Raw genomic sequence first — 26,046 nt, forward strand, 5'->3', positions numbered from 1 at the left:
TCCTTCGGTCGAGTCGGTAGGGGTCAGCCGGCGATGTCCACCGGGGAGCCGGGGCCCCACGGGATGCCGAGCGCGAACCAGACGACGTAGAGCGCTGTCCATGCGAGCAGCATCCATACGGCGTACGGGATCATGAGCGCGATGATCGTGCCGATGCCGGCATCCTTCTTGTAGCGCTGGGCGACGGTGACCATGAACGGCAGGTAGACCATCAGCGGCGTCAGCACGTTCACCGGGGAATCGCCGACGCGGTAGGCGGCCAGCAGCGTCTGGGGCGCGACATCCAGCGAGGCGAAGATCGGGATGAACACCGGTGCGAAGATGACCCACTTGGGCACGAGGCCCGGAAGGATGAAGTCGAGGATCACGATCACGACGATGAAGGCGAGCAGGAGCACGATCGCCGGGACGCTGGCCTGTTCGAGCAGCTCCGCGGCCGAGATCGCGGCGACCGTCGGCAGATTCGTCCAATTGAACAGCGCGATGAACTGGGCGATCATCAGGAACATCACCAGCAGCCCGCCGAGCGTGCCGAATGTCTTCGCGATGGCCGCCACTGCGGCATCCCCGCCGCGCAACGTCCTGGCGCCGGCTCCGTAGGCCACACCGCAGACGAGGAAGGCGAGCGAGATGATGAAGACGAGGCTCGCCATGAACGGCGTCGTTCCGATGATGTCCCCGGTCTCCGGGTCGCGCAGCGGCGCACCAGGTGGCAGGGTGAGCGCGAGGATCACCGCGACGAATCCGAGCAGCGCCCAGAACGAGAACTTCAGACCGCGCGCCTCCGCATCGTGGTCGACGTTCTCCGCATCGTCGGCGATGGTCATCTCGCTGCGGTCGTACTTGCCGAGCCGCTTCTCGGTGATGAACATCGTCACGAGAAGGGCCACGGCCGTCAGCAGGAATGTCGACACGATGCCGAAGTAGAAGTTCTGCGTGACCTCGATCGGCTCCATGCCGGCTCCGACGAGCACCTCGTTCGTGATCTCTGTCAGCATGCTGTCGCTCGGCGTGATGAGCAGATTCGCGCCGAACGCCGCACCGACTCCGGCGAAGGCCGCGGCGAGTCCGGCCAGCGGGTGCCGGCCGACCGTGACGAATGCCGCTGCGGCGAGCGGGACGAGGATCAGGTACCCGGCATCCGTCGCCACGGACGAGAGCACGCCGACGAAGATGAGGATCGCTGCGATGAGTCGACGCGGCGCGACCTTGACGACCCGGCGGATGAGCGCGCCCATGAGGCCCGCGTGCTCGGCCACGCCGACGCCGGCCATCGCGATGAGCACGACGGCGACGACGCCGAAGCTCGCGAAGTTGTCGACGAACGACGAGAAGAAGAAGCGGACGCCCTCGACCGAGATGAGGTTGCGCACCTCGAACGTGCGCTCCTCGATGGTGTAGTCCGGGATCACAGCCGGCTGGCCGGTGGTCGTGTCGTAGATCGTCCAGCCGCCGCCGAACTGCTCGTTGATCTGCGTGAGCTCGTCCTGCGGGCCGGGGATGACGACCTCATCCGTGACCGAGACACCCGCCCAGGCGAGGATCGCGGAGAGGACGGCGATGAGTCCGATGAGATAGATGAACATGATCGTCGGGTTCGGCACCTTGTTGCCGACCTTTTCGATCCAGTTCAAGAATCCCTTGTTCGGCGCACCCACCGGGCTCGAGGCCCTTGCTTCAGACATGGCACTCATCCTGTCGATGCGAGGTTGTATCGTGCAAGCCTTTCGACGAAAACAGGTGCGGCTGCGCGACTCGCGGTCCTATGTTTGACGCAATGGACCCGATCATCACCACCCTTGTGATCCTGCTCTGCGCCGTGATCGCGTTCGTATCGAACCGGATTCCGCTCGGAGTGGTGGCTGTCGGCGTCTCGATCGCGCTCTACCTGACCGGTGTGCTGGATCTGAACAGCGCCTTGGCGGGCTTCGGCGATCCGACCGTCCTGTTCATCGCCGCCCTGTTCGTGGTCAGCGAGGCACTCGAATCGACGGGGATCGTGGCGTGGGCCGGTCAGCAGGTGATCGCCCGCACAGGGACGAGCCGGCGGCCGCTGCTGCTGACGATCGGCCTGCTCACCGCGGCGCTGACTGCCGTGATCAGCGTCAACGGATCCGTCGCCGCCCTCCTGCCGCTCGTGGTCGTCGTGGCGGCCCGCGCCGGCATCCGGCCCTCGCAGATGCTCATGCCGCTCGCGTTCTCCGCCCACGCCGGGTCTCTGCTGGCCCTCACCGGGACACCTCTGAACATCATCGTCTCGGGGATGGCCGAGGACAACGGAGGCCGAGAGTTCGGTTTCTTCGAGTTCGCCCTCGCAGGGCTCCCCCTCGTCGTCGGCACGCTGGCGATCATCCTGCTGTTCGGATCGCGACTGCTTCCCGATCGCACGCCGGCATCCGCCCCCGTCGACCTGGAGCAGCTGGCGTCGGCGCTGCGTGAGGACTACGCGATCTCGCCGGATCGGGAGCTGATGTCGCGCTCACGCGGCGTGGCGGAAGTGGTCGTCCCGCCGCGCTCGTCACTGATCGGACTCCACGTCTTCCCCGGCATGACGACCCCGAGCGGCGATCTGGTGGTGCTCGGCGTCCGCCGTGGCACCGAGGCCCTGGACGAGTCGGGGACGGATCTCCGTGCTGGTGACGCGCTGCTGCTCGACGGTTCCTGGGACGACCTGCAGCGCCATACGGCGCGGCGGGACGAGGTGCTCGTGGTGAAAGCTCCCCTGACCCTGCGGCGCTCCGTGCCGCTGGGCGTCGGCGCGAAGCGCACGATCGTGATCCTCGTCGCCATGATCATCCTGCTCGCGACCGGCATCGTCCCCGCGGCCATCGCGGGACTGCTCGCCGCCGGGGCGCTGATCCTCACCCGCGTCGTGTCGGTCACCCGCGCATATCGCGCGATCTCCTGGACGACTGTGATCCTCGTCGCCGGCATGATCCCGCTGTCGACGGCCTTCCAGGAGACCGGGACGGCCCAGCTCATCGCGGACGGGCTGCAGTCGATGCTCGGGGATGCCGGGCCGCACGTCGCTGTCGCAGTCGTCGTGCTCATCACCCTGGTCCTCGGTCAGCTCATCAGCAACACCGCGACCGTGCTCATCGTCGCTCCCGTCGCGATCGCGTTGGCGAGCGCGATGGAGGTGTCCGTGATGCCGTTCATGATGGCGCTCACGGTCGCCGGCGCCGCGGCCCTGCTGACCCCGGTCGCCACGCCCGCGAACCTCATGGTGATGGAACCGGGCGGCTACCGATTCGGCGACTACGCGCGACTCGGACTGCCCCTCATGGTGCTGTACTTCGTCGTCGCCGTGTTCTACGTGCCGCTGATCTGGCCGTTCTGACCGGCGGCACGGCCGACCTCAGCTCAGGCCGGAATAGGCGTGCAGGCCCTTGAAGAACACGTTCACGATCGTGAAGTTGAAGATCACGGCGGCGAAGCCGACGATCGACAGCCAGGCCGACGGGCTGCCGCGCCACCCGCGCGTCGCCCTGGCGTGGATGTAGCCCGCGTAGAGCACCCAGATGATGAAGGTCCAGGTCTCCTTGACGTCGAAGCCCCAGTAGCGGCCCCAGGCATCCTGCGCCCAGATCGCACCGGCGATGAGGGTGAACGTCCAGAAGATGAAGCCGATGATCGCGAACCGGTAGGCGAGGCCTTCCAGGCGCTCGGCCGTCGGCAGCGTCGCGAGGAAGCGCGGACCGGTCTTGTCGGCCTGCTCGGCGACCTTGCGCTCGCGCCGCGCCTGCAGCAGCTGCAGCACGGAGAGGGAGCACGCGAGCGCCAGGAACGCCGTCGCCAGCGAGGCGACGAAAACGTGGATCACGAGCCACACGCTCTTGAGAGGGTCCATCAGCGGGACGACCTCGACGTAGAAGTTCGTGGCCGCGAGCCCGAGCAGCACGACCACGAGCCCGATGATGAACGTGCCGAGGTAGCGCAGGTCGACGCGGGTCAGAACGACGAGATAGACCAGGACGATCAGCGCCGTGCCGATCATCGCGAACTCGTAGAGGTTGGCCCACGGCACGCGTCCGGCCGCGACGCCGCGCATGACGAGTGCGGCGACGTGGAACAGGAAAGCGAGGACCGTGAGCGCCGTGCCGATCCGCGCCATGACGAAGCGGGGTTTCTTCGGCCCCTCGGTTCCGGATGCCGTGGCGCCGGCGTCGGCCGACGAACCGGCGCCCGCGTACACGAGCTCCCGCTCCGATCGGGCGTCAGCGGTGGCCGCTGATCGGCCGGCCAGATCGAAGGCGTACGCGACGAAGGCCGCAGCGTAGATCGCGATGGCTGTCCAGATGCACAGCAGCGAGTAGTCGTCGAGCGCCAGCGCTTCCATGGTGTCAGTCTACTTTCGGGGGTCGTTATGGGGATCGTCGAGCAGTCGTTCGTGTCCGGCCGCGAGATCGGCGACGGCCTTGGCGATCGTGGGATCCTCGCCGCGGGCGAGACCGGCGTACTCCAGGTGCACGACGCCGTCGCTCGCGGTCGCCTTCACCCACATGCGCCGGCGCGGCACGAACAGCGCGAGGGCGAGACCGCCCAGCGCGAGCAGCGCGAACACCAGCACCCACACCGCAGAAGCATCGTGGTGGACCTGCAGCGATGCGTAGCGCTTGACCGACTCGGTGTAGTCGCCCTCGGCGGTCCCCTCGGGGGACTCGTCCTCGAACGTGACGGTTCCGAGCCCGTTCGGCAGATCGACGGTCTCGCCGGGCATGAGCTCGAGCGAATCGATGCCCGAGTCGCCGCCGGCGATCTCGGTGAGGTCGGTGGTGTCCAGCGTGTAGACCGATCGCGGGGTTCCGTCGTCGATTCCGAGGTCGCCCTGGTACACCCGCAGCGTCAGCAGCGGTGCGTACGTGTCGCCGTAGATGGACGTGTACGCCCCCGACTCGAGCTGCCCCTGGGTCGGATAGAAGAACCCGAGCATGCCCAGCTGCTCCGGCATCCCATCGGTCACCTTGACGACGCCCAGCGAGGTCATGTTCGTGTCCTGCGGCAGGAACTCGACCGAGTCGCGGAAGACGACCGTGCCGTCGGAGTTGCGCACCGTGATCGTGGGCGCGTAGCCGTTGCCGAGCAGGTAGATCTTGTCGCCCGAGATCTCGAGCGGGTGATTCACCCGTGCCGAGCCGTCCCACTCGGAGCCGTCCGAATCGCGCACCGACACGTTCGCCGAGTAGTCGCCGGCCTGTCCCGATGCGGTGGAACCGAACTCCTGGTACGTGACGTCGAACGAGTCGAGGGTCATGGCGTAGGGCGCGAGGGCGGCATCGCCGACGAAGCGGCCGCGGTTCATGGAGTTGTAGTCGACCAGGGAGTTGACGAACGTCTCCCCCTCGACGACGACCTTCTGCCCGGTGTACGCGAACCCGCCGCCGATGCCGACGGTCACGAGCACGCCGACCAGCGCGAGGTGGAACAGCAGATTGCCGGTCTCGCGCCAGTAGCCCCGCTCGGCCGAGACCGAGAACGTCTTTCCCGCGTCGTACCGCTCCACGCGGTAGCCGAGCGCCTTCAGCTGCTTCTGCGCGACGTCTGCGGCACGGGATGCTTCGGATGCGGCATCCCGATCACCGGCGACCTCGCGGTCGACCTCGGCGTGGTCGGCCAGGCGCTTCAGCCGGGCAGGGGTCCGCGGCGGCCGGGTCTGCAGCGCCTTTGCGTGGTGCCTGATCCGCGGGATGACGCATCCGACGAGCGACGTGAACAGCAGCAGGTAGATCGCCGAGAACCACGGCGACAGATAGACGTCGAACATGCTCATCGCGTCGAGCACGGGGAACATCTCGGGGTTGTTGGTCTCCCACTGCGTCACGCCGTTGGGGTCGGCCATGCGCTGCGGGAACACCGACCCGGGGATCGCCGCGATCGCGAGGATCAGCAGGAGCACGAGCGCGGTGCGCATCGACGTCAGCTGCCGCCAGCCCCAGCGCAGCCAGCCGACGAAGCCGAGCTTGGGCTGGTTCACGCCCTCGCCGGACCCGTCGATGTGGTCGGACGGGCGCAGGGGATCTGCGGACTCGGAGCTCACGGCATCCTTCTTGATCGAATCAGAGCGGGAGGTAGACACTGCCCATCACCGCCTGCAGGCGCGACATGATGGTCGTCCAGACGCCCGTCACCATCAGGACGCCGAGGCCGATGAGCATCGCTCCGCCGATGATGTTGAGGGTGCGGATGTGCCGACGGAGGAAGCCGATCGTGCGGGTCGCCCACCCGAATCCGAGCGCCGCCAGCAGGAACGGGATGCCGAGGCCGATCGAGTATGCGATGCCGAGGAATCCGGCGCGAACGGGGTCGCCGACGTTGATCGACAGCGCGACGATCGCGGCGAGCGTCGGGCCCATGCACGGCGCCCATCCGATGCCGAGTGCGATGCCGAGCAGCGGAGCGCCGATGATGCCGGCCTTGGAGTCGACGTGGAAGCGCCACTCGCGCTGAGCGAAGCCGAACAGTCCGAGGAAGACGAGACCCATCAGGATGATCACGACGCCGAGGATGCGGGTGAGCAGGTCGCCCCACTGCAGGAAGAACACGCCGGCGGCGCCGCCGAGCACGGTGAACGCGACGAAGACGAGCGTGAAGCCGAGGATGAAGAGGAGCACGCCGAGCACGAGACGGCTGCGGGTGGTCGTGGTGGTCGCCGTCGTCCCCGTGCCAGACGTCGATGCGCCGCGCTGCGGCACGGCCGCGCCGAGGAATCCGAGGTACCCCGGAACGAGCGGCAGCACGCACGGCGAGAGGAACGAGATGAGCCCGGCGAGCATCGCGACAGGAATCGCGAGCAGCAGGCTGCCGTCCCCGATCAGCGCCTGGATGTTCACGCGCTCTCCGCGAGCGCGTCCTTGACCAGCGTCTCCAGGATCGACGCGCTTTCGAGCTGACCGATGATGCGCGCCGCGACACGGCCCTGCTTGTCGAGCACGAGCGTCGTCGGAGTCGCCTGGATCGAAGTCACGGAGGCGAACGCCAGCTTCGCCTCTCCGGTCTTGGCGTCCATGAGGCTGGGATAGGTGACCCCGTAGGTCTCGGCGAACGCCTTCGCGGTATCGGGCTCGTCGAACGTGTTGACGCCGACGAACGAGACGCCCTCGTCCTGATACTCCTGCCAGACCGACTCCAGGTCGGCCGCCTCGACGCGGCACGGCGCGCACCCGGCGTACCAGAAGTTCACCACCGTGACGTCACCGGCCAGATCAGCGCTGTCGAGCTTCTCGCCGTCCTCGGTCACTCCACCGAACTCGACGGGTTCCCCACGATCGTCGGCAGCGATCTCGACGACGGTGAATCCGTCGGCCGCGATGTAGCCCTTGTCCTCGCCGTTCAGATACTGCTCGGCGACGGGGTCGGGGGCGCATGCGACGAGGCCGACGGCGAGCACCGCGGCGAGCGCGGCTCCGAGCATTCCCCGCGAGCGGGAACGGGAGGTCTGGCCGGCGCGGTCGGAGAGAACCGTGTGATCGGGCACGGCCCCAGTCTACGTGGCGGATTCTATGCGTACTCTGAGCCTTCTGCCAGTCTCAGAACCGAGCGAGGACGTCCTCGACTCCGGCCCGGAACCGTGGGCAGGTCGTGATGTCGTGGGCACTGCAGCGCAGCGCATGCTCGGTCATCGCGCGCGATCGGCGCATCTCCTCCATGCGCTGGTCGAGGTCGTCCAGGTGCGCGTACAGAACCTCGTGCCTGCCCCTGCGGCCATCGTCCAGCAGCACGCCGATCTGCTCGAGCGTCATGCCGGCGGCCTTGCTGCGCTGGATCACCGCGATGCGCACGATGTCGTCCTCGCCGTACCGCCGCCTGCCGGCATCGTCGCGCTCCGGCCGGAGCAGGCCGACGCTCTCCCAGTGACGCAGGACGTTCGTAGGGAGCTCGAACCGCTCGGCGACCTCGCCGACGGACCAGGGACGCGCAGGGCTTGACTTCATGTTGACATGAAGTCACAGACTGATCCCGAACGCAAGATCGAGAGGAGATCTCATGTACGACGTCATCGTGATCGGCGCAGGTCCCGCAGGCCTGCAGGCCGCTCTGACACTCGGCCGGATGCACCGCTCCGCGCTGGTGCTCGACTCCGGCGAGTACCGCAACGGCCCTGTGGCGCACATGCACAATGTGATCGCCAATGACGGCACGCCGCCGGCGGAATTCCGCGCGACTGCCAGGGCCCAGCTGGCCGCCTACGCCGACGTGGAGACGAGGGATGCCGCGGCAACCCGCATCACCGGCGAGCCGGACGACTTCACGGTCGAGCTCGCCGACGGCTCCTCCGAGCAGGCGCGGCGGATCATCCTGGCGACCGGCATGGCCGACGTGCTGCCGCACGTGCCCGGTCTCGACGAGCTGTGGGGTCGAGGCGCCTACACCTGCCCGTTCTGCGACGGTCACGAGTTCAGCGGCGCGCGCATCGGCATCCTCGGCGCCGCTGAACGCACCGCGCACCTCATCGGGATGCTCGGTCGCATCGTGGGCGAGATCGTCGTCTTCCCCCTCGACACCGCGGCCGACCCCGCTGTCGCGGCCGTGCTCACACAGGCCGGAGCGGTCGTGCACCCGGCGCCAGTCGAAAGCGTCGGTCGGACGGATGCCGAGATCGCCGTGCGCACCGCCGACGGCGAAGCCACAGTCACCGGACTCTTCGTGGCGGCGGGTGCTGTCCGCCAGCGGGCACCGTTCGCCGAGCAATTGGATCTGCAGATGCTGCCCTCGGGCGCGATCGAGGTCGACGACTTCGGGCGCACCTCGCTTCCGGGCGTGAGCGCCGCCGGCGATCTCGCCCACCGTGCGGCGCTGCCGGGGATCATGGCATCCGTGGTCGCAGCGGCAGCAGCCGGTCAGCTCGCCGCGGTCGGCGCCATCCAGGACCTGATGGCATCAGCGCGCTGACATCGGCGCGTCAGACCGCCCCGAGGTCGACACCGGAAGCGGCCGGCTCCGCGTAGCCGACTTCGCGCCACACGTCCCCGACCCGCTCGAACGAGGTGACGCTGGAGAGCGAGCAGCGCCGGGTCCGCGGGTCGTGCTGGAGACGCAGACCCGCGACCGACAGATGCGTGATCCAGATCGGCGCCTGGTGCGAGACGAACACGATGTCACCGGCATCCGTTCCGTCCCAGGCGTCGTTCATCGCCTGACGCATGCGCTCGGCGATGGAGGCGTATGCTTCCCCCCAGCTGGGCGTGGACGGACGACGCAGGTGCCACCAGTTGCGGGGATCGCGCAGCGCGCGACGCATCCGCGTTCCCTCGAAGACGTTCGTGGGCTCGATGATCCGCTCGTCCTGTTCCGCGGGGAGGCCGAGCATCTCGGTGAACGGCTCGGCGGATTCGCGGGCGCGCTGCAGCGGCGAGCAGCGCAGCTGGGCGACTGTGTGGTCGAGGCCGACGACGTACTCGGCGGCGGCTCTGGCCATGGCACGGCCGGCATCGCTCAGGCGGAAGTTCGGCAGCCGCCCGTAGAGCACGCGGTCGGGGTTGTGCACCTCGCCGTGACGGACGAGGTGCAGGCGCTCGGCCGGCACCCGGTCAGACCTTCCGGTACTCGGCTGACCCGAACCCGATGATCAGGTGCCCGACGAACGGGAAGAGCCACAGCAGGAAGAACGAGAACGCCCCGCCCTTGCCGAAGTTCGCGCCCTCCTTGATGGCGACGACGATCGCGAACACGAAGTTCACGACGGGGATCAGGTAGAGCAGCGCGAGCCACCCGGACATGCCGGCGATCTTCACCAGAATCACCCAGTTGACGATCGGGATCAGGGCCAGGATGCCGGGGTAGCCGGCCTTGGCGAACACCTTCCACATCGTCACCGCGTACAGCAGATACAGCACGATGCCGGTCACGACCGAACCGGTGGAGAAGAGCTGCTCGGTGATCAGATTCGAGTCCATGGCCGCGAGTCTAGCGAGCACCCTGGCCGTCATGCCTGCCCGGTGATCGCCCGCAGGGCGGCGACGTGCCGATCGAGCGCGCGCCGGCCCTTGAGCGTCGAACGCACCCATGTCCGAGGGCGGGCGCCGACATAGCCCTTGGTGACCTTCACGTAGCCGAGCTTCTCCAGGTGGGAGATGCCCTTGCTCAGCGCCGAGTCGTCGGACTCGATCAGGTCCCGCAGGCTCGCGAAATCGAGCTCGACATCGCCGGCGAGGGCCGCCATGACCGAGAGGCGCACCGGCGTGAGCAGCGCCTCGTCGAGGTCATGCCGCGGATGCGCCACGGCTTCGTCCGGGGAGGAGGGCGGACACGATGAGGGATGCCGCGACGAGCGCGCCGGCGCCGGCGGCGATGCCGGGCGTGACGACGTCGGTCGCAGCGATGAGCAGTGCGAGCAGGAACATGACCAGCGAGGCGAAGCCGAACGCGATCCACTGCGGGACGCGCCATTCGTAGCCGACGTTGAGGAAGCCCCACGGCTCGTTCCGGACCGCCAGTCCGATCACGACGATCATCATGCCGAGCATCATCACGAGCCAGCCGAGCGCCGGCACGAACACGACCGCGCAGACCAGCCCGAAGAACACTCCGAGGAATGCCGTGGTGAGGCGCACAGGGAGAGACAATCCGACCGATCGTTCTTCCGCACGGTCAGCAATCGGCGCATCGGTGCGCAGAATGACAGCGAGTGGTCGCGCGCTGAACACCACCAGCGCCACGACCGCGAGCACGAGCGCGACCCACCACGGGTAGCGGTCGATCGTGTCGGGGTGGCGATCTGCGACGATGCCCCAGACGAAGACGGCGGCGACCATGATAACGAACAGCGCCACCGCGATCCAATCCGCCCGCGTGAGGAGAACCCTCTTCCCGAAACGCTCGTTCGCGCCGCTCACGAGTGCGGACGAGATGATCACGGGCGGCAGGATGAGGGTCGCCGTCGTCCCGCCGAACGCCTGCACTCCGCCCTCGGCGGAACCGGTGAAGGCGAACACCCCGATGTAGCCGGCGAACAGCACGGCGATCGCGAGTTGCAGCACAGCGTGCTCGCGCGGCATCCGCTTCACCTGCGCGCGAAGTTCGTCGATGCGACGCAGCTCCTGCGCTTCTTGTCCACTTTCCATCTGGAAAGTATCTGCCAGATGCCAAGCGTCCGCAACCCCTCCGCCGGCGCTTCCCGCGCGCGCCCGTAGAATAGCCAGGTTCCCTTTTCCGAACTGGAGGAATCTTCCGTGCTTCGCACTCACACGACCGGCTCCCTGCGAGCCGAGCACATCGGTCAGACCGTCACCCTCACGGGTTGGGTCGATCGTCGTCGTGATCACGGAGGAGTCGCGTTCATCGATCTCCGGGACGCCTCCGGCATCGCCCAGGTGGTCATCCGCGACGAGGAGATCGCGCACCCGCTGCGCAGCGAGTTCGTCCTCAAGGTCACCGGCACCGTCTCGGCGCGTCCGGCCGGCAACGAGAACCCGAACCTGCCGACAGGCGAGGTCGAGGTGATCGCCGCCGAGGTCATCGTGCTCAACGAGTCCGCTCCCCTGCCGTTCCAGGTGTCCACCGGCCTCGAAGGCGGCGACCCGATCGGCGAGGACGTGCGCTTCAAGCACCGCTACCTCGACCTGCGGCGCCCGTCGTCGGCATCCGCTCTTCGCCTGCGCTCCGACGTGAACAAGGCGATCCGCGACGTGCTGCACGCGCGCGACTTCCTCGAGGTCGAGACCCCGACGCTGACGAAGTCGACGCCGGAGGGCGCCCGCGACTTCGTCGTGCCCGCGCGTCTGCACCCGGGCAGCTGGTACGCGCTGCCGCAGAGCCCACAGCTGTTCAAGCAGCTGCTCATGGTCGGCGGCGTCGAGAAGTACTACCAGATGGCCCGCTGCTACCGCGACGAGGACTTCCGCGCCGACCGGCAGCCCGAGTTCACGCAGCTCGACATCGAGATGAGCTTCGTCGACCAGGAAGACGTCATCGCCCTGATGGAGGAGCTCATCCCCGCGATGTGGGCGACCATCGACGTCGAGGTGCAGACCCCGCTGCCGCGCATCACGTACGCCGACGCCATGGCGAAGTACGGCTCCGACAAGCCCGACCTCCGCTTCGGCCTCGAGCTCGTCGAGGCGACGGAGTACTTCGCAGAGACCCCGTTCCGCGTCTTCCAGTCCGACTACGTCGGCGCCGTCGTCATGCCCGGTGGCGCATCGCAGCCGCGCAAGGTGCTGGACGCCTGGCAGGACTGGGCCAAGCAGCGCGGTGCGCGCGGCCTCGCGTACGTCCTGTTCAACGAGGACGGCACACTGGGCGGCCCCGTCGCCAAGAACCTGTCCGAGGCCGAGCAGGCCGGACTCGCCGAGCTCGTGGGCGCGAAAGCCGGCGACTGCGCGTTCTTCGCCGCCGGTTCCGCGAAGGACTCTCGTGCGCTGCTCGGCGCCGCGCGCGTCGAGATCGGACGCCGCCTCGGCCTGCTGGACCCCGACACGTTCGCCTTCACCTGGGTGGTCGACGCCCCGATGTTCGAACCGGCAGCGGATGCCGTGGCATCCGGTGACGTCGCCGTCGGAGCCGGAGCATGGACGGCCGTGCACCACGCGTTCACCGGCCCGAAGCCGGAGTTCGAGGACACCTTCGACACGGACCCTGGGTCGGCGCTCGCGTACGCGTACGACATCGTCTGCAACGGCTCGGAGCTCGGCGGCGGCTCGATCCGCATCCACCGCGAGGACGTGCAGAAGCGCGTGTTCGAGGTCATGGGCATCAGCGACGAGGTGGCCGACGAGCAGTTCGGCTTCCTGCTGGACGCATTCAAGTTCGGTGCCCCGCCGCACGGCGGTATCGCGCTCGGCATGGACCGCGTGCTGCAGCACCTGACCAAGACCGAGTCGATCCGCGAGGTCATCGCGTTCCCGAAGACCGGCAACGGCTTCGACCCGCTGACCTCGGCTCCGGCACCGATCACGGATCAGCAGCGCGCCGAGGCCGGCGTCGACTTCGTCCCGGAGGATGCCGAGGCCTGACCCCGTCCTGTCTGCGAGACCCCGTCGTATCCACGTGGAAACGACGGGGTCTCGCCGTTCAGGAGAGGTGTCGCGGGCTGGAGGTCACGCCTCGTCGGCGTCGGACAGGTCCTCCACCGAGACCGGCACGCGACCGGCGAAGAGCACGCCGATGCCGTACTCCTCTGCCATCGCGAGAGGGCTCTCGGCGAACCGGATCATCCAGGTCCCGTCCTGCCACACGACGACCTCCGGCTCGTCGAACGGCGCCGGTCGCCCGGCGAGCAGCGCACGCTGATCGTCCGCGAGCCCCCAAGAGTCCCCGGCGAGCTCGGTGGCGAGGAACTGCTCGGCGGCGGACCGGAGTTCATCGAAGTCCGCGATGGCACCGACCGCGGCATCCAGAGCCTGTGCGGACGGCTCGGCCGCCGGCTCGATCAGCAGGGTGATCTCGCCGCCGTCGAACGTGCCGCTCCAGCAGGCGATGTCCTCGGGTGCGTCCAGCCGGTCGAGGGAGATTCCCGTCACGTCGATCGTCTGCGGCAGTTGTGTCATGCGCACAGTCAAGCAGGTCCTGCGGAGGCGGCGGACTCTTCCGCTCGGCATCCCGCGCCCGCTAGCGTGTGACCCGGGCGGCCTCTCGGCTCCCACCACCCAGGGGAAGGATGCCTCATGGCAGGCAAGTTCGAGCTGTATCAGGACAAGGGCGGCGACTACCGCTTCCGTCTCAAGGCGGGCAATGGCGAGGTCATCGCCACCGGCCAGGGCTACTCGTCCAAGGCGGGGGCGCTGAACGGGATCGACTCGGTCCGCCGCAACGCAGCGGACGCCGAGGTCGTCGAAGTCGACGGCTGATCAGGCCGCCGAGACCCCCGCTGACGGCATCCGCAGCGGGGGTCTCGTCGTCGAGTCGTCGAGTCGTCGAGTCGTCGAGTCGTCGAGTCGGAGCGTCGCCACCTGCGCGTCACCTCGCATTCACTCGGGTCGCATCTGCGCGTCACCGTGCCGGAATAGGTTCCTCCCGAACCCGGCAACCCTGCGCCGGACACCCGAGAGGAACCCCCATGGCACCCGTCACTCGTCGCGCCCGCATCGCCAGCGGCCTCGCCCTCACCGCCGCCACGGCACTGCTGCTCGCCTCGTGCGCCGCTGAGGCGTCCGGGACCGCAGACGCATCAGGCGACTCGGCAGTGGATGCCGCGACGGCCACGTCGCTCGCCGATTTCGGAACCCTGGCCGACCTCGAGACCGCCGCGAAGGCGGAGGGCCAGCTCAACGTCATCGCGCTTCCTCGCGACTGGGCGAACTACGGCGAGATCCTCGACCTGTTCGCCGAGAAGTACCCCGAGATCACGATCAATGAGCAGTCGCCGGACGTCTCCAGCGCTGAGGAGATCCAGGCCGCCGAGACCAACAAGGGCCTCGACACCGCTCCGGACGTGTTCGACCTCGGCCTGACCGTCGCGCTGCAGAGCACCGACCAGTTCGCGCCGTACCAGGTGGAGACGTGGGACGACATCCCCGCGGAGCTCAAGGAGCCCACGGGGCTGTTCGTCGGCGATTACGGCGGGTACATGTCGATCGGGTACGACTCGTCGAAGTTCCCCGCACCGGCCGCGCTGGACGACCTGCTCGGCGCGGACTACAAGGGATCCGTCGCGATCAACGGCGACCCGACGCAGGCCGGTGCCGCCTTCGCCGCCGTCGGCCTCGCCACTGTGCAGTCCGACGGCACTCTGGACGACTTCCAGCCCGGCATCGACTTCTTCGGCGAGCTGCAGAGCGCAGGCAACCTCCTCAAGGTCGACGTGACCACCGCGACGGTCGCCAGCGGTGAGACCCCGGTCGTCTTCGACTGGGACTACCTCAACGCCGCGCACACCGCCGACAACGACAACTGGGAGGTCGTCGTCCTCGACGGCGTCGGCTACGCCGGCTACTACAACCAGGCCATCAACGTCGACGCTCCGAACCCGGCCGCCGCGCGCCTGTGGCAGGAATTCCTCTACAGCGACGAGGTGCAGAACCTGTGGCTGAAGGGCGGCGCCCGCCCGGTGCGCATGGAGGCCATGATCGAGGCCGGCACCATCGACACCGACCTCGCGGACGCGCTGCCCGAAGCGCCCGCCGAGACGGTCGTCCCCACCGAGGAGCAGTCCGAGAACGCCGGCACCCTGCTCGGCGAGAAGTGGGCAGCGGCCGTCCAGTGACGCTCGTCGCGACGGCGGGGGCGGATGCCGCGGCATCCGCCCCCGTCCCTGCTCCACCACCCGGCCGCAGCCGCACGGGCCCGTCGTTCGCCTGGCTGGGGCTGGTGCCCTTCGCCGCCTACGTGATGCTGTTCCTCGCCGTGCCGACCGTGCTCGCGATCGGGTCCGGATTCTTCACCGACGACGGCTCGTTCACCTGGGCGAACGTGGCCGCGCTCGGCGATCCGGTCGTCCTGATCACGTTCGCCAACTCGGCCTGGCTGTCGCTGCTGACCGCCGTCGTCGGATCCGTCGTCGGTGCGCTCGTCTGCTACGCCCTGCTCGGCATGAATCCGCAGGGCGGGGTCCGCACGACGGTGGATGCCATGGCCGGCGTCCTCGCGCAGTTCGGCGGCGTGATGCTGGCGTTCGCCTTCATCGCGACGATCGGCACCCAGGGCGTCATCACGGTGTTCCTTCGCGACGGGTTCGGGCTCGACATCTTCGCGAACGGCAACTGGCTCTACGCGCTGCCCGGGCTCATCCTCCCGTACATCTACTTCCAGGTGCCGCTCATGGTCATCACGTTCATGCCCGCTCTCGCCGGGCTCAAGCCGCAGTGGGCGGAGGCGAATCTCACTCTCGGCGGAAGCCGTGCCAGTTTCTGGCTGCGCGTCGGCTTCCCCGTGCTGGCTCCGTCGTTCCTCGCCAGTCTCCTGCTGCTGTTCGCGAATGCGTTCTCGTCCTACGCCACGGCCGCGGCGCTCGCCAGCCAGGGCTCGCAGATCGTGCCGCTGCAGATCCGGGCGGCGCTCACGAGCGAGACCGTGCTGGGGCGCGAGAATCTCGCCGGCGCACTCGCGCTCGGCATGATCCTCGTGGTCGGCGTCGTCATGTTCCTGTACTCCCTGATCCAGCGCCGTGCCGCACGGTGGCAGTCGTGAACTCGCTGGCGCCCAGCGGCGTCACCCGCTGGATCGTCGGCATCCTGGTCGGCGCATTCTTCGCGATCCCCCTGATCTCGACCCTGCTCTACACCCTGCGGATGCCGGACGGCACGTACTCGCTCGAGCGCTGGGCCGGCCTCGTCGATCCGAGCATGACCGCCATTCTCCGGCCGATCTGGACGGGCCTGGGCAACTCTCTGCTCCTCGCCGTCGTCACCGTCGCGATCGTCCTGCTCGTGCTCACACCGACGATGATCCTGGTCAACCTGCGCTTCGAGCGGCTCAAGCCGCTCTTCGAGTTCGTGGTGCTGCTGCCGATCTCGATCCCCGCGATCGTCCTGGTCGTCGGACTCGCCCCGATATACCTCCAGGTCGGACGGATGCTGGGCACCGGCGCGTGGACGCTCGCCTTCGCGTACGGGATCACCGTGCTGCCGTTCGCCTACCGCTCCATCCAGGCATCCATGGATGCCGTCGACCTGCGCACCCTGGCCGAAGCCGCCCGCTCGCTCGGCGCCGGGTGGACCGCCGTGGTGCTGAAGGCGCTCGTGCCCAACATTCGACAGGGGCTGCTGGCGGCATCCCTCATCTCGATCGCCGTGGTCCTCGGCGAATTCACCATCGCGTCCCTGCTCAATCGGCAGGTGTTCCAGACCGCCATGGTCGTCGTGCAGAAGCAGGACCCGTATGCGCCGGCGATCTTCACTCTCCTCGCCCTGTTGTTCTGCTTCCTGCTCCTGCTCGTCATCGGCCGCGCCGCCCGCGGCACCCGGAAGGCACGCTCATGACCGTCGATCACTCCCTGCCCGCCACGGCCGACAACCTCCTGCTCGCCGACGCCGGCGACGGCACGCGCGTCGAGCTTCAGGGCGTCGTGAAGGACTACGGGTCCCAGCGGGTGCTGCACGGCGTCGACCTCGACATCGCACCAGGCGAATTCGTCTCGCTGCTGGGCCCGTCCGGATGCGGCAAGACCACCGCCCTGAGGGTGCTCGCCGGGCTCGAGAGCGCGAACGCCGGCGCGGTGATGCTGGGCGGTCAGGACGTGTCGCGCGTACCGACGAACAAGCGCGACATCGGCATGGTGTTCCAGTCGTACTCGCTGTTCCCGCATCTGCGGATCGCCGACAACACCGCGTTCGGGCTGCGCCGGCGCGGGGTCGGCAGAGCCGAGTCGACACGGCGCGCACTCGACGCCCTGGCGCTCGTCGGCCTCGAGGCCCTCTCCGACCGGTATCCGCACGAGCTCTCCGGCGGGCAGCAGCAGCGGGTCGCGCTCGCCCGTGCGCTGGTCACCGAGCCGAAGGTGCTGCTGCTGGACGAGCCCCTGTCGGCGCTGGACGCCAAGGTGCGCGTACAGCTGCGGGACGAGATCCGCCGCATCCAGTTGCGCCTGGGCATCACCACGGTGTTCGTGACCCATGACCAGGAGGAGGCCCTCGCGGTGTCCGACCGGATCGCGGTGATGAACGCGGGTCGCATCGAGCAGATCGGATCGCCGGAGCAGCTCTACACGGCGCCCTCCACATCGACGGTCGCCGCCTTCGTCGGACTCTCCAGTGTGGTGACCGGCGTCGCGGACGGCGATCACGTCGTCGTCTGGGGCCAGCGGCTGCCGTTGCAGAGTCCGGCCGATGGCCCGGTCGATGTGTTTCTGCGCCCGGAGAACGTGCACTTCGCCTCGGAAGCGGATGCCTCGACGACCGCACTCGTCGAGGAGAGCACGTTCCTCGGCAGCATGCGTCGGACTCTCGTGCGCACGGAGTCCGGAGAGCTCGTGCGGCTCCAGCACTCCCCCGGCATACGTCCGTCCTTCGGCGAGCGCGTGCTCATCGCCGTCGCACCGGAGCCGGTCGCCGTGCACGCGCGCGGCTGAGCACCGGTGGTGCCGACGGGCGGTGATGCCCCCGTCCTGCTCGTGAGCGTTCACGGGCTTCTTGACGCCGGATCACTGCAGGACTATCGTGACAAGCTCGTGAACGTTCACGCAACCTGCTCGAAAGGACGATGGTGACCCCTCAGCTCGCAGTCGAAGACACCCGCACTCGGACCAGCGGATGGGCGGTGCTCGGCCCGGGGAACATCGCACGACGCTTCCTCACCGGCCTCGCCTCCAGCGACGGAGAACTCGTCGCGGTCGGCAGTTCCGACAGCTCGCGCGCTCGCGCATTCGCCGATGAGGCGCAGGGGCAGGGTGCCGCGGATGTCACGGCGGACGACTACGCGGGGGCACTCGCCGACCCGCGCGTCGATGCGGTGTACGTCTCCAGCGTGCACACCGCGCATCCCGCGCTCGTGCTCGAGGCGATCGCCGCCGGCAAGGCCGTCCTGTGCGAGAAGCCCCTGTCCGTGAACCACGGCACGACGATGGCGCTCGTGGATGCCGCACGGCAGGCGGGCGTGCCGCTCGTCGAGGCGTACATGTACCGCTTCCACCCGCAGACCCGCAGGGTGCTCGACCTCGTGCGCGATGGGGCCATCGGCCGCGTCCTGCACATCGATGCGTCGTTCGCGTTCCGCGTCGGCGAGCGCGGCGGGCGCCTCTTCGACCCCGCAGTCGCGGGTGGCGGGATCCTCGACGTCGGCGGCTATCCCACCACGATGGCGTCCGCCATCGTGGACGCCGCCGACGGCGTGCACGCCTCCGAGCCGGTCGAGCTGACGGCCGACGGCACGATCGGGCCGACGGGCGTCGACGAATGGGCCGTCGCCAGGGCGACGTACCGCAGCGGCATCACCGCGACCCTGACCACGGGCGTCATGGCGCCGGCCGAGAACACGGTGACGATCCTGGGCGAGCGGGGCAGCATCCGCATCGCCGACCCCTGGGTTCCCGCCGGTGACACCACGGTCGAGGTCGCCACGACCGACGGCGTCCAGACGATCACGATCGACGCCACCGACGCATACGGGCTCGAGGCGGATGCCACCGTCGCCGCCCTGCGCGACGGCCGCGCCGATGCTCCCGAGATGACCTCGGCCGAGACGCTCGCCACAGCGCGGACTCTCGACCGCTGGCGTGCGGCCATCGGGCTGCGTTACGCCTTCGAAGCCGAGGATGCCGACATCCCGCCGGTCCGCGCCGCGTCCGGCACCAGCGCACCGAGCACGATGCGGTACGGCGAGATCGCCGGTATCGACAAGCGCATCTCCCGGCTCGTCATGGGCGTGGACAACCAGCCGGACCTCGCTCACGCGTCGGCGGTCTTCGACGTCTACGCCGAGCAGGGCGGCAACGTCTTCGATACGGCGTACATCTACGGCGACGGCGACCTCGAGCGTCGCCTCGGCCGATGGATCGCGAACCGCGGCATCCGCGAGGAGGTCGTGGTCATCACCAAGGGCGGGCACACCCCGCACTGCGACCCGGAGTCCGTGTCGCGCCAGCTGATCGAGAGCCTCGAGCGGCAGGGAACCGACTACGCGGACATCTACATGCTGCATCGCGACAACCCCGACGTCCCGGTCGGGGAGTTCGTCGACGTGCTCGACGAGCACGCCCGCGCGGGTCGCATCCGCGTGTTCGGCGGATCGAACTGGACGCCGGAACGCATCGACGAGGCCAACGCCTACGCACTGGCCAACGGGCGGCAGGGGTTCGGAGTCGTCAGCGATCACTTCGGACTCGCTGAAGCCTACGACGTGCCGTGGGCGGGCTGCGTCCACGTGACGGACGACGCGTCGCGTCGCTGGCTCGAGGAGCGTCAGATCCCGCTGCTGCCCTGGTCGTCGCAGGCTCGCGGGTTCTTCACGGGCCGCGCCCATCCGGATGACCTCAGCGACCCGGAGCTCGTGCGCTGCTATTACAGCGACGACAATTTCGAGCGCCTGCGGCGTGCCGAGCAGCTCGGGACCGAGCGCGGCGTGCCGACGACGGCGATCGCACTCGCCTACGTGCTGGCGCAGCCCTTCCCCACGTTCCCCCTCTTCGGACCCCGTACGATCGAGGAGACCCGCTCGTCGATGCGGGGACTCACCGTCGATCTCACGCCCGAAGAGGTGGCATGGCTGAATCTGCGAAGCTGAGCGGCACGGGCGATCCCGCATCGGGATCGCCCCGCCGGCGCGCGACCATCCTCGACGTCGCCGCCGCCGCCGGGGTATCGCGTCAGACGGTCACCCGTGCGATCAACGACATGCCCGGCATCAGCGTCGAGACCAGAAGCCGGGTCCTCGACGCCGCGAGCGCACTCGCGTACCGTCCGTCCCGTTTCGGACGAGGGCTGGTCACCGGTGGCGATCGTCAGCTCGGGCTCGTCGTCAGCGATCTCCGCAACCCGTATTCGCCCGAACTCGCCTCGGCGATCGTCCGTCGAGCGGCGGCGGACGAATGGAGCGTCTCGCTCGTCGACATCGGGCTGTCCGGTGCGGCGGAGCGCGTGCTGAGCGCACTCCAGGCGCAGGTCGACGTCGTGGTCGGCTACCTCGGCGAATGGGCCCCTGAGTGGGAGAGCCGTTTCAGTGCGACGCCGCTCATCCTGCTCGACGCCGGTTCGGACTCCCCGCACCCGGGGGTGCTCCTGGATCCCGCCGATGCGATCGAGGAACTCGCCGCCCATCTCGCCGCGGTCGGCACGCGCCGACCCGTCGTGCTGGATGCCTCGGAGCCCCCTGCCGCGAGCGGGCGGGGTCTCGCGATGGTCGCCGCCCTCGAACGACGGGGCCTCAGCCCTGAGCTCGTCCACGCCGCGGCATCGACGCCAGAGCACGCCTCCGCCGTCGCCGCCCAGATCATCCGCCGGGCTTCGCCTCCGGATGCGATCCTCGCGTTCAACGACCTGATGGCCTTCGGCGTGCTGTCCGCATGCCGGCATGCGGGGCTGGACGTCCCTCGCGACATCCGCGTGGCCGGCGTCGACGGCCTCTCGATCGGAACGCTGGTCGCGCCGACCCTCACCACACTCGCGGTGGACTTCGACGAGGTCGCCCGTCACACGCTCGAGCTCGCCGTCGCCCTCAGCGAACCGGATCCGGAGGTGGACGCGCACCGCGTCGTCGCCCACAGGCTCGTGCTGCGCGAGTCGGCGTAGAAGGGCGCGTGCTTACAGCACCCGCGAGAGGAAGTCCTTCGTGCGCTGATGCTGCGGGTCGGCGAGCACTGAGCGCGGGTCGCCCTCCTCGACGATGACGCCGCCGTCCATGAAGATCAACCGGGAACCGACCTCGCGCGCGAACCCCATCTCGTGGGTCACGACGAGCATCGTCATGCCCTCCTCGGCGAGTGAGCGCATGACCTGCAGCACTTCGCCGACCAGCTCGGGGTCGAGCGCCGATGTCGGCTCGTCGAACAGCATCATGTCCGGATTCATGCACAGCGCCCTGGCGATCGCCACGCGCTGCTGCTGACCGCCGGACAGGTGCCCCGGGTACGCATCGACCTTCTCGGCCAGCCCGACCCGGTCGAGCATCTCGCGGGCGACCTTCTCGGCATCCGTCTTGGATCGCTTGAGGACCCGGCGCTGCGCGAGCGTCAGGTTTCCGAGCACATCGAGGTGCGGGAAGAGATTGAAGCTCTGGAACACCATGCCGATACGGGTGCGGACCCTGTCGATGTCGGTGTCCTCGTCGAGGATGTCGATTCCCTCGATCAGGATCTGCCCGCCGGTCGGCTCCTCGAGCAGGTTCACAGAACGCAGCAGCGTCGACTTGCCAGAGCCGGAGGGGCCGATCACGCACACGACCTCGCCGGCCGACACGGTCAGGTCGATGCCCTTGAGCACTTCGTTGTCGCCGAACGTCTTCACGAGGCCGCGAGCCTCGATGGCCGGCGCGTGGATGTCGATCAGATCCGTGCTCATCGCTGCCTCGCCAATCGTCGTTCGAGCCACGCTGCCAGGCGCGTGAGCGGGATGGTCACGATCAGGTACAGCGCCGCGGCCACGACGAGAGCCGTGCCGTTCGCCGTCGCCGACGAACTGTCGCGCGCGAACGTGGTCAGCTCGCGCGACATGATCGTCGTACCGGCGATGTAGACCAGCGACGTGTCCTTGAGCAACAGCACGAACTCGTTCGTGAGCGGCGGGATGATGATGCGGAAGCCCTGCGGCAGCACGACCCAGAACATCGTCTTGGTCGGCGACATACCCAGCGATCTGGATGCTTCGGTCTGCCCCTTCGGAACCGCCTGGATGCCGGCGCGAATGACCTCGGCCATGTACGCCGAGGCGACCATGACCAGACCGACCACGCCCTGTGCGGCCGGGCCGCCTGGGACCTTGATGCCGAGCCCGATCGGCAGCATGAACGCGACGGCGAAGATCGTCAGCAGTGCGGGCAGACCGCGGAACAGCTCGATCCAGGCGGTCGCGAACCAGCGGAACGGCAGGATGCTGGAGAGCTTCAGGATCGCCAGCAGGATGCCGAGCAGTGCACCGCCCGCGAACCCGATCAGCGTGTACAGCAGCGTGTTCACCAGCGCCACCGTGATGATGTCCGGGAACAGGCCGGCCGCGACCTCGGGATTCAGGAACTGCTTGCTGAATCTCGGCCAGTCCGTCGCCAGGATCGCCCACCCGACGACGGCGACGAAGATCGCGTACATCGCGATCCGGTACAGCCGTTGCCGTGTCCTGCGTTTCATCGCCATCGTCGTACCCCGTCGTACCGGAAGATGCGGATCACTCGGCGGCGAAGTAGGAGTCGTAGATCTCCTGGTACGTGCCGTCCTCCTGCAGTTCGGCGAGCGCGCCGTTCACAGCCTCGAGCAGCTCGGTCTTCTCGTCCTTCGCGAACGCGAAGCCGTAGGACTCGTCGGTCTCGTACTCCTCGACGATCGTGTACGTGTCATCGGCGCGGACGTGCTCGACGTTGACCGGGAGATCCTGCAGGATCGCGTCGACCTGACCTGCCTGGATGGCCGGCCACAGTTCGCCGTCCGACGGCAGACGCACGATCTCGGTGCCCTCTGGTGCGTTCTCGGTCGTGTAGGCCTCACCCGTCGTGCCCTGCTGGACGCCGACGGTCTTGCCCGCCAGGTCGTCGATGGACTCGATACCGGAATCGGCAGGCACCATCAGCGACTGCAGCGAGTCGTAGTACGGGTCGGAGAAGTCGATGTTCGCCTTGCGCTCATCGGTGATCGTCATGGCGGAGGCACCGATGTCGCACGTGCCGGCGAGCAGCGTCGTGCCCGATTGCAGAGCGTCGAATCCGGTGTCCTGCACGGCGATCTTCAGGTCGAGCTTCTCGGCGACCGCTGTCAGCAGATCGATGTCGAAGCCCGTGAAGCCGCTTTCCGTGCTGTCATCGAAGTCCTCGAACGGCGGGTAGGGGACGTCGGAGCAGACGGTCAGCGTGCCCTCTTCGACGAGTCCGTAGTCCGCGCCGCTCTCCGGCGCCTCGGCACCAGGATCGGTTCCACCAGCGCAGCCGGCGAGAAGGAGGACGGACGACGCCGCGAGGGCGACTCCGGTGGCGAGGGTGCGACGGCGGGTCATGATCGCTCCAGTGTGACGGGGCGATGACGCCCGCTGACGGGTGGGTGAACACATCTAAACACGTCGCGGCGCGGATGACCGTGGATAATCGCCGCCGCGAGGTTACGTTTCGGTTTCAGCGGTTGTGGTACCGGGTCCCGGCTCAGACTTCGAAGTCGACCGCGACGCGACCGGACACGACGGACCGGATGAACCCGGCCGCCTCTTCGTGCGCCGGATGCACCTGGTACGCCTCGAGGGCCGCGGCATCCGCGAAGTCGGCGACGAGCGTGACGTCCCAATTCTCGTCGGGATACAGGCTGTTCGCACCCGCCGAGATCGAGAGCAGCTCGGGGACCACACCGTCGAGGGCGCTCAGTCGCCGTGCGACCTCGGCGGCCTGAGCAGCGCGCTCCGAGGCATCCTCGTTCGCGAGCTTCCACGTGACGACGTGACGGATGGTCATGCCTTCTCCAGTCTCTCGCGCAGGCGCTCGGGCGAGACTCGCCAGTGCGCATGCAGTTCCCCGTCGATGAGGACGACGGGGATCTTCTCCCACCACAGTTCGTACAGCGCGGGGTCGTCGTTGATCGACGCCTCTGCGACCTCGATGCGGTCAGCCGTGTCATCGGGCAGCTCGGCGATCACGGCATCCACGACCTCGCGCGCGACGTCGCAGAGATGGCAGTCGGGCTTGCCGATGATGGTGAGCGCGGTCACGCTGCCGGGGTCGCGATCTCGCGCCCCTGCGCGATCCACTCCCCTGTGCCGCCGTCGACGTTCGTGACGTCGTAGCCGCGCGACTCGAGAGCCTCGACGACGCGTGCGGAGCGGCCGCCGACCTGGCAGATCACGTCGAACGCCTCACCGGGCAATTCATCCAGGCGGCTTCCGATCTCGGACATCGGGATGTTCACGGCGCCGGGGACGTGACCGCGCGCGTACTCGTCGCGTTCGCGGACATCGATGAGCGGCGTGTTCGAGCGCTCGGCGAGCTCGACGACGGTGATCGACTTCATTGCTTCCTCAAGGACGGGGCGCTCGGGCCGTGGGTCGCGGGAGAGACACAAAGCGCCCCCTGTCGACTCGCTCGAGGAGCAGTCGGGGGCGCTCGTGTCTGGGCCGCTTACTTCTTGTTGCGGCGCTGGTGGCGAGTCTTGCGAAGCAGCTTGCGGTGCTTCTTCTTCGCCATGCGCTTGCGGCGCTTCTTGATGACAGAACCCACGGAAACCTCACTACGTCAGGGGCTGGATGTCGCACAATTCGGGACACCCGGGTACGGGCACGGAAAAATGCCTCGGATCAGTCTAGCAAACCACGCGGGGCCCGCTGTTCACGCGGCGGCGGATCAGCCGACGTCCGCGATCGGTCGTCGCAGCGCGTCGGCCACGGCCGACTCCGGCACGCGATAACTGCGGCCGAACCGGATCGCGGGAAGCTCTCCGGAGTGCACGAGGCGGTACACGGTCATCTTCGACACGCGCATGATCTCGGCGACCTCGGCGACCGTCAGGAAGCGAACGTCTGGAACTTCGGGCATCCCCTGTACCCCTTTCTGCTGAAGCACACTCTAGGCCGAACCTGTCACGCGTGTAAACCCACGTGGCTGTTGTGGTCTGTGGGACCAGTGGGGCGGTCAGCTCCGCGCCAGGCGCTCGCGGGCGTCCCGCAGCGCCTGGCGTTCGAGCTTGCGCGCGACGCGCAGCGCCTTCTCCGCCTCGCGCACGGCCTTCTGCGCCTCGCGATACTTCTTGTCACCGCCGAGTTCGACCCTGTCGATCTCCAGCCACTCCTGGACCGGGGCGTGCCCCTCGCCTCGGCCGAGCGCGTCGATGTACATCGCGACGCCGTCCAGCAGACGCTCGGTGGCGAATCGGAACGGGTCCTGCTGATCGACGAAGACGCCGGCGTCGATCGCCCTGCGCAGATGCGGGTACTCGTCCGCCGAGATCACGCGATCGAACAGCGCCGATTCCCTGGCCGAGACCTCGTCCGCCGTGAGGCCGCTGATGCGCGCCTGCTCCGAATAGCCCGCGAGCACCATGCCGTACCAGCGCGCCTGACCGGTCATCGCCAGAGCGACCGCGAGCCGTTCGGATTCGGTCAGCGGCGTCTCGGCGAGCGCTTCGAGCCCGGCTTCGATCCACGCCGAGCTATTGGGCGTGATCGGCGACCCCGTGATCGGCAGGGCGAGGATCCACGGGTGGCGCAGATAGATGAGCACCTGGGCCTCGAACAGCGCGCGGAGCCTGTCCCGCCAGCCGTCGTGCTCCCGATGCTCCTCCGGTGGGATGCCGGTCGCCTCTTCCTGCATCAGCAGCAGCAGGTCGTCCTTCGCGCTCACATAGCGATACAGGGACATCGGGGTGAATCCGAGCGACGCCGCGACAGCCGCCATCGACACGGCGCCGATCCCATCGGCGTCCGCCAGTTCGACCGCCGCCTCCACGATCCGCTCGACGCTCATCTCGCGCTTGGGCCCGCGCTGCGGGTTCGCCGCGACACCCCAGGCCAGTGCGATGCCCCTGGGGAGCTCTGGCAGTTCCTCGTCCGTCATGCGGTCATC

Annotated in this window: 30 protein-coding genes; 10 read left to right on the forward strand and 20 right to left on the reverse strand. The window is 68.4% G+C overall.

What is annotated here, in order from left to right; all coding sequences use genetic code 11:
* Positions 1-23: 23 nt before the first annotated feature.
* On the reverse strand, positions 24-1,685 hold the full coding sequence (locus ACI7YT_RS14925; protein WP_406246503.1) for an AbgT family transporter: 1,662 nt from the start codon (positions 1,683-1,685) through the stop codon (positions 24-26).
* Positions 1,686-1,777: 92 nt separating this feature from the next.
* Here ACI7YT_RS14925 and ACI7YT_RS14930 point away from each other — a divergent pair, with 92 nt between their 5' ends.
* A complete protein-coding gene (locus tag ACI7YT_RS14930) occupies positions 1,778-3,340 on the forward strand; it encodes an SLC13 family permease (protein ID WP_406246505.1) in 1,563 nt (520 codons plus the stop codon).
* Positions 3,341-3,358: 18 nt separating this feature from the next.
* Here the strand turns inward: ACI7YT_RS14930 and ccsB are convergent, their stop codons facing one another.
* From ccsB to ACI7YT_RS14955, 5 genes are read right to left on the reverse strand one after another with little or no spacing between them, the layout of a single operon-like run.
* A complete protein-coding gene (gene ccsB, locus ACI7YT_RS14935; RefSeq protein ID WP_406246507.1) occupies positions 3,359-4,339 on the reverse strand; it encodes a c-type cytochrome biogenesis protein CcsB in 981 nt (326 codons plus the stop codon).
* Between the two features lie 9 nt (positions 4,340-4,348).
* Positions 4,349-6,037: a cytochrome c biogenesis protein ResB gene (locus ACI7YT_RS14940; protein ID WP_406246509.1), complete on the reverse strand. Its 1,689-nt coding sequence runs from the start codon at positions 6,035-6,037 to the stop codon at positions 4,349-4,351.
* Positions 6,038-6,056: 19 nt separating this feature from the next.
* Positions 6,057-6,830: a cytochrome c biogenesis CcdA family protein gene (locus ACI7YT_RS14945; RefSeq protein WP_406246510.1), complete on the reverse strand. Its 774-nt coding sequence runs from the start codon at positions 6,828-6,830 to the stop codon at positions 6,057-6,059.
* Positions 6,827-7,474 (reverse strand): TlpA family protein disulfide reductase, encoded by a 648-nt coding sequence (locus ACI7YT_RS14950; protein ID WP_406246511.1) that lies wholly within the window; start codon positions 7,472-7,474, stop codon positions 6,827-6,829. The genes ACI7YT_RS14945 and ACI7YT_RS14950 overlap by 4 nt, the downstream gene beginning before the upstream one ends.
* A 52-nt stretch (positions 7,475-7,526) precedes the next feature.
* Complete coding sequence (locus ACI7YT_RS14955) at positions 7,527-7,931, reverse strand: MerR family transcriptional regulator (RefSeq protein ID WP_406246513.1); 405 nt, start codon at positions 7,929-7,931, stop codon at positions 7,527-7,529.
* A 52-nt stretch (positions 7,932-7,983) separates the two neighbouring features.
* On the opposite strand from ACI7YT_RS14955, the gene ACI7YT_RS14960 reads away from it, so the two are divergent.
* Positions 7,984-8,889, forward strand: a complete 906-nt coding sequence (locus ACI7YT_RS14960; protein WP_406246515.1) for an NAD(P)/FAD-dependent oxidoreductase — start codon at positions 7,984-7,986, stop codon at positions 8,887-8,889.
* Positions 8,890-8,899: 10 nt separating this feature from the next.
* Here ACI7YT_RS14960 and ACI7YT_RS14965 read toward each other — a convergent pair whose 3' ends face one another.
* Genes ACI7YT_RS14965 through ACI7YT_RS14980 form a run of 4 tightly spaced genes read right to left on the reverse strand, consistent with a single transcriptional unit; the run spans position 8,900 to position 11,060 of the window.
* A complete protein-coding gene (locus ACI7YT_RS14965; protein ID WP_406246516.1) occupies positions 8,900-9,523 on the reverse strand; it encodes a histidine phosphatase family protein in 624 nt (207 codons plus the stop codon).
* Between the two features lie 4 nt (positions 9,524-9,527).
* Positions 9,528-9,893, reverse strand: a complete 366-nt coding sequence (locus tag ACI7YT_RS14970) for a DUF5684 domain-containing protein (protein WP_406246518.1) — start codon at positions 9,891-9,893, stop codon at positions 9,528-9,530.
* 29 nt (positions 9,894-9,922) lie between these two features.
* Complete coding sequence (locus tag ACI7YT_RS14975) at positions 9,923-10,219, reverse strand: winged helix-turn-helix domain-containing protein (RefSeq protein ID WP_406246520.1); 297 nt, start codon at positions 10,217-10,219, stop codon at positions 9,923-9,925.
* Positions 10,200-11,060: a hypothetical protein gene (locus ACI7YT_RS14980; protein WP_406246521.1), complete on the reverse strand. Its 861-nt coding sequence runs from the start codon at positions 11,058-11,060 to the stop codon at positions 10,200-10,202. The genes ACI7YT_RS14975 and ACI7YT_RS14980 overlap by 20 nt, the downstream gene beginning before the upstream one ends.
* A 108-nt stretch (positions 11,061-11,168) precedes the next feature.
* Here ACI7YT_RS14980 and aspS point away from each other — a divergent pair, with 108 nt between their 5' ends.
* A complete protein-coding gene (aspS, locus tag ACI7YT_RS14985; protein ID WP_406246523.1) occupies positions 11,169-12,950 on the forward strand; it encodes an aspartate--tRNA ligase in 1,782 nt (593 codons plus the stop codon).
* Between the two features lie 84 nt (positions 12,951-13,034).
* On the opposite strand, the gene ACI7YT_RS14990 is transcribed toward aspS, so the two are convergent.
* A complete protein-coding gene (locus ACI7YT_RS14990) occupies positions 13,035-13,484 on the reverse strand; it encodes a hypothetical protein (protein WP_406246525.1) in 450 nt (149 codons plus the stop codon).
* 117 nt (positions 13,485-13,601) lie between these two features.
* On the opposite strand from ACI7YT_RS14990, the gene ACI7YT_RS14995 reads away from it, so the two are divergent.
* The 7 genes from ACI7YT_RS14995 (at position 13,602) to ACI7YT_RS15025 (ending at position 21,095) form a co-directional block, all read left to right on the forward strand.
* Positions 13,602-13,784, forward strand: coding sequence for a YegP family protein (locus tag ACI7YT_RS14995; RefSeq protein WP_406246526.1), 183 nt, complete (start codon positions 13,602-13,604; stop codon positions 13,782-13,784).
* Positions 13,785-13,993: 209 nt separating this feature from the next.
* The gene (locus ACI7YT_RS15000) at positions 13,994-15,139 is read left to right on the forward strand and encodes an ABC transporter substrate-binding protein (RefSeq protein ID WP_406246527.1); all 1,146 of its coding nucleotides are present in this window, start codon (positions 13,994-13,996) and stop codon (positions 15,137-15,139) included.
* Positions 15,136-16,062 (forward strand): ABC transporter permease, encoded by a 927-nt coding sequence (locus ACI7YT_RS15005; RefSeq protein ID WP_406246529.1) that lies wholly within the window; start codon positions 15,136-15,138, stop codon positions 16,060-16,062. The genes ACI7YT_RS15000 and ACI7YT_RS15005 overlap by 4 nt, the downstream gene beginning before the upstream one ends.
* Positions 16,059-16,853, forward strand: coding sequence for an ABC transporter permease (locus ACI7YT_RS15010; protein WP_406246531.1), 795 nt, complete (start codon positions 16,059-16,061; stop codon positions 16,851-16,853). Before ACI7YT_RS15005 ends, ACI7YT_RS15010 begins: the two co-directional genes overlap by 4 nt.
* Positions 16,850-17,941, forward strand: coding sequence for an ABC transporter ATP-binding protein (locus ACI7YT_RS15015; RefSeq protein WP_406246532.1), 1,092 nt, complete (start codon positions 16,850-16,852; stop codon positions 17,939-17,941). The genes ACI7YT_RS15010 and ACI7YT_RS15015 overlap by 4 nt, the downstream gene beginning before the upstream one ends.
* Positions 17,942-18,072: 131 nt before the next feature.
* The gene (locus tag ACI7YT_RS15020) at positions 18,073-20,091 is read left to right on the forward strand and encodes an aldo/keto reductase (protein WP_406246534.1); all 2,019 of its coding nucleotides are present in this window, start codon (positions 18,073-18,075) and stop codon (positions 20,089-20,091) included.
* Positions 20,070-21,095 carry a LacI family DNA-binding transcriptional regulator gene (locus tag ACI7YT_RS15025; RefSeq protein ID WP_406246536.1) on the forward strand — a complete coding sequence of 342 codons (1,026 nt, stop codon included), beginning with the start codon at positions 20,070-20,072 and terminating at the stop codon, positions 21,093-21,095. Before ACI7YT_RS15020 ends, ACI7YT_RS15025 begins: the two co-directional genes overlap by 22 nt.
* A gap of 12 nt (positions 21,096-21,107) precedes the next feature.
* Here ACI7YT_RS15025 and ACI7YT_RS15030 read toward each other — a convergent pair whose 3' ends face one another.
* From ACI7YT_RS15030 to ACI7YT_RS15070, 9 genes are all read right to left on the reverse strand, one after another.
* The gene (locus ACI7YT_RS15030) at positions 21,108-21,863 is read right to left on the reverse strand and encodes an amino acid ABC transporter ATP-binding protein (RefSeq protein ID WP_406246538.1); all 756 of its coding nucleotides are present in this window, start codon (positions 21,861-21,863) and stop codon (positions 21,108-21,110) included.
* A complete protein-coding gene (locus ACI7YT_RS15035) occupies positions 21,860-22,645 on the reverse strand; it encodes an amino acid ABC transporter permease (protein ID WP_406246540.1) in 786 nt (261 codons plus the stop codon). Before ACI7YT_RS15035 ends, ACI7YT_RS15030 begins: the two co-directional genes overlap by 4 nt.
* Positions 22,646-22,682: 37 nt before the next feature.
* Positions 22,683-23,501 (reverse strand): transporter substrate-binding domain-containing protein, encoded by an 819-nt coding sequence (locus ACI7YT_RS15040; RefSeq protein ID WP_406246541.1) that lies wholly within the window; start codon positions 23,499-23,501, stop codon positions 22,683-22,685.
* A gap of 142 nt (positions 23,502-23,643) precedes the next feature.
* Positions 23,644-23,946 carry a Dabb family protein gene (locus tag ACI7YT_RS15045; RefSeq protein ID WP_406246543.1) on the reverse strand — a complete coding sequence of 101 codons (303 nt, stop codon included), beginning with the start codon at positions 23,944-23,946 and terminating at the stop codon, positions 23,644-23,646.
* The gene (locus tag ACI7YT_RS15050) at positions 23,943-24,200 is read right to left on the reverse strand and encodes a glutaredoxin family protein (protein ID WP_406246544.1); all 258 of its coding nucleotides are present in this window, start codon (positions 24,198-24,200) and stop codon (positions 23,943-23,945) included. The genes ACI7YT_RS15045 and ACI7YT_RS15050 overlap by 4 nt, the downstream gene beginning before the upstream one ends.
* Positions 24,197-24,499 (reverse strand): rhodanese-like domain-containing protein, encoded by a 303-nt coding sequence (locus ACI7YT_RS15055; RefSeq protein WP_406246545.1) that lies wholly within the window; start codon positions 24,497-24,499, stop codon positions 24,197-24,199. Before ACI7YT_RS15055 ends, ACI7YT_RS15050 begins: the two co-directional genes overlap by 4 nt.
* A gap of 107 nt (positions 24,500-24,606) precedes the next feature.
* A complete protein-coding gene (locus tag ACI7YT_RS15060) occupies positions 24,607-24,705 on the reverse strand; it encodes a 30S ribosomal protein bS22 (RefSeq protein WP_003792170.1) in 99 nt (32 codons plus the stop codon).
* A 123-nt stretch (positions 24,706-24,828) separates the two neighbouring features.
* Entirely contained in the window at positions 24,829-25,020 is a 192-nt protein-coding gene (locus tag ACI7YT_RS15065; protein WP_406246549.1) for a helix-turn-helix domain-containing protein, read from the reverse strand.
* Between the two features lie 96 nt (positions 25,021-25,116).
* A complete protein-coding gene (locus ACI7YT_RS15070; protein WP_406246550.1) occupies positions 25,117-26,037 on the reverse strand; it encodes a TetR/AcrR family transcriptional regulator in 921 nt (306 codons plus the stop codon).
* Between the last annotated feature and the right edge of the window lie 9 nt (positions 26,038-26,046).

Origin of the sequence: Microbacterium sp. M (assembly GCF_045181065.1) — a bacterium.
Lineage (GTDB): Bacteria > Actinomycetota > Actinomycetes > Actinomycetales > Microbacteriaceae > Microbacterium.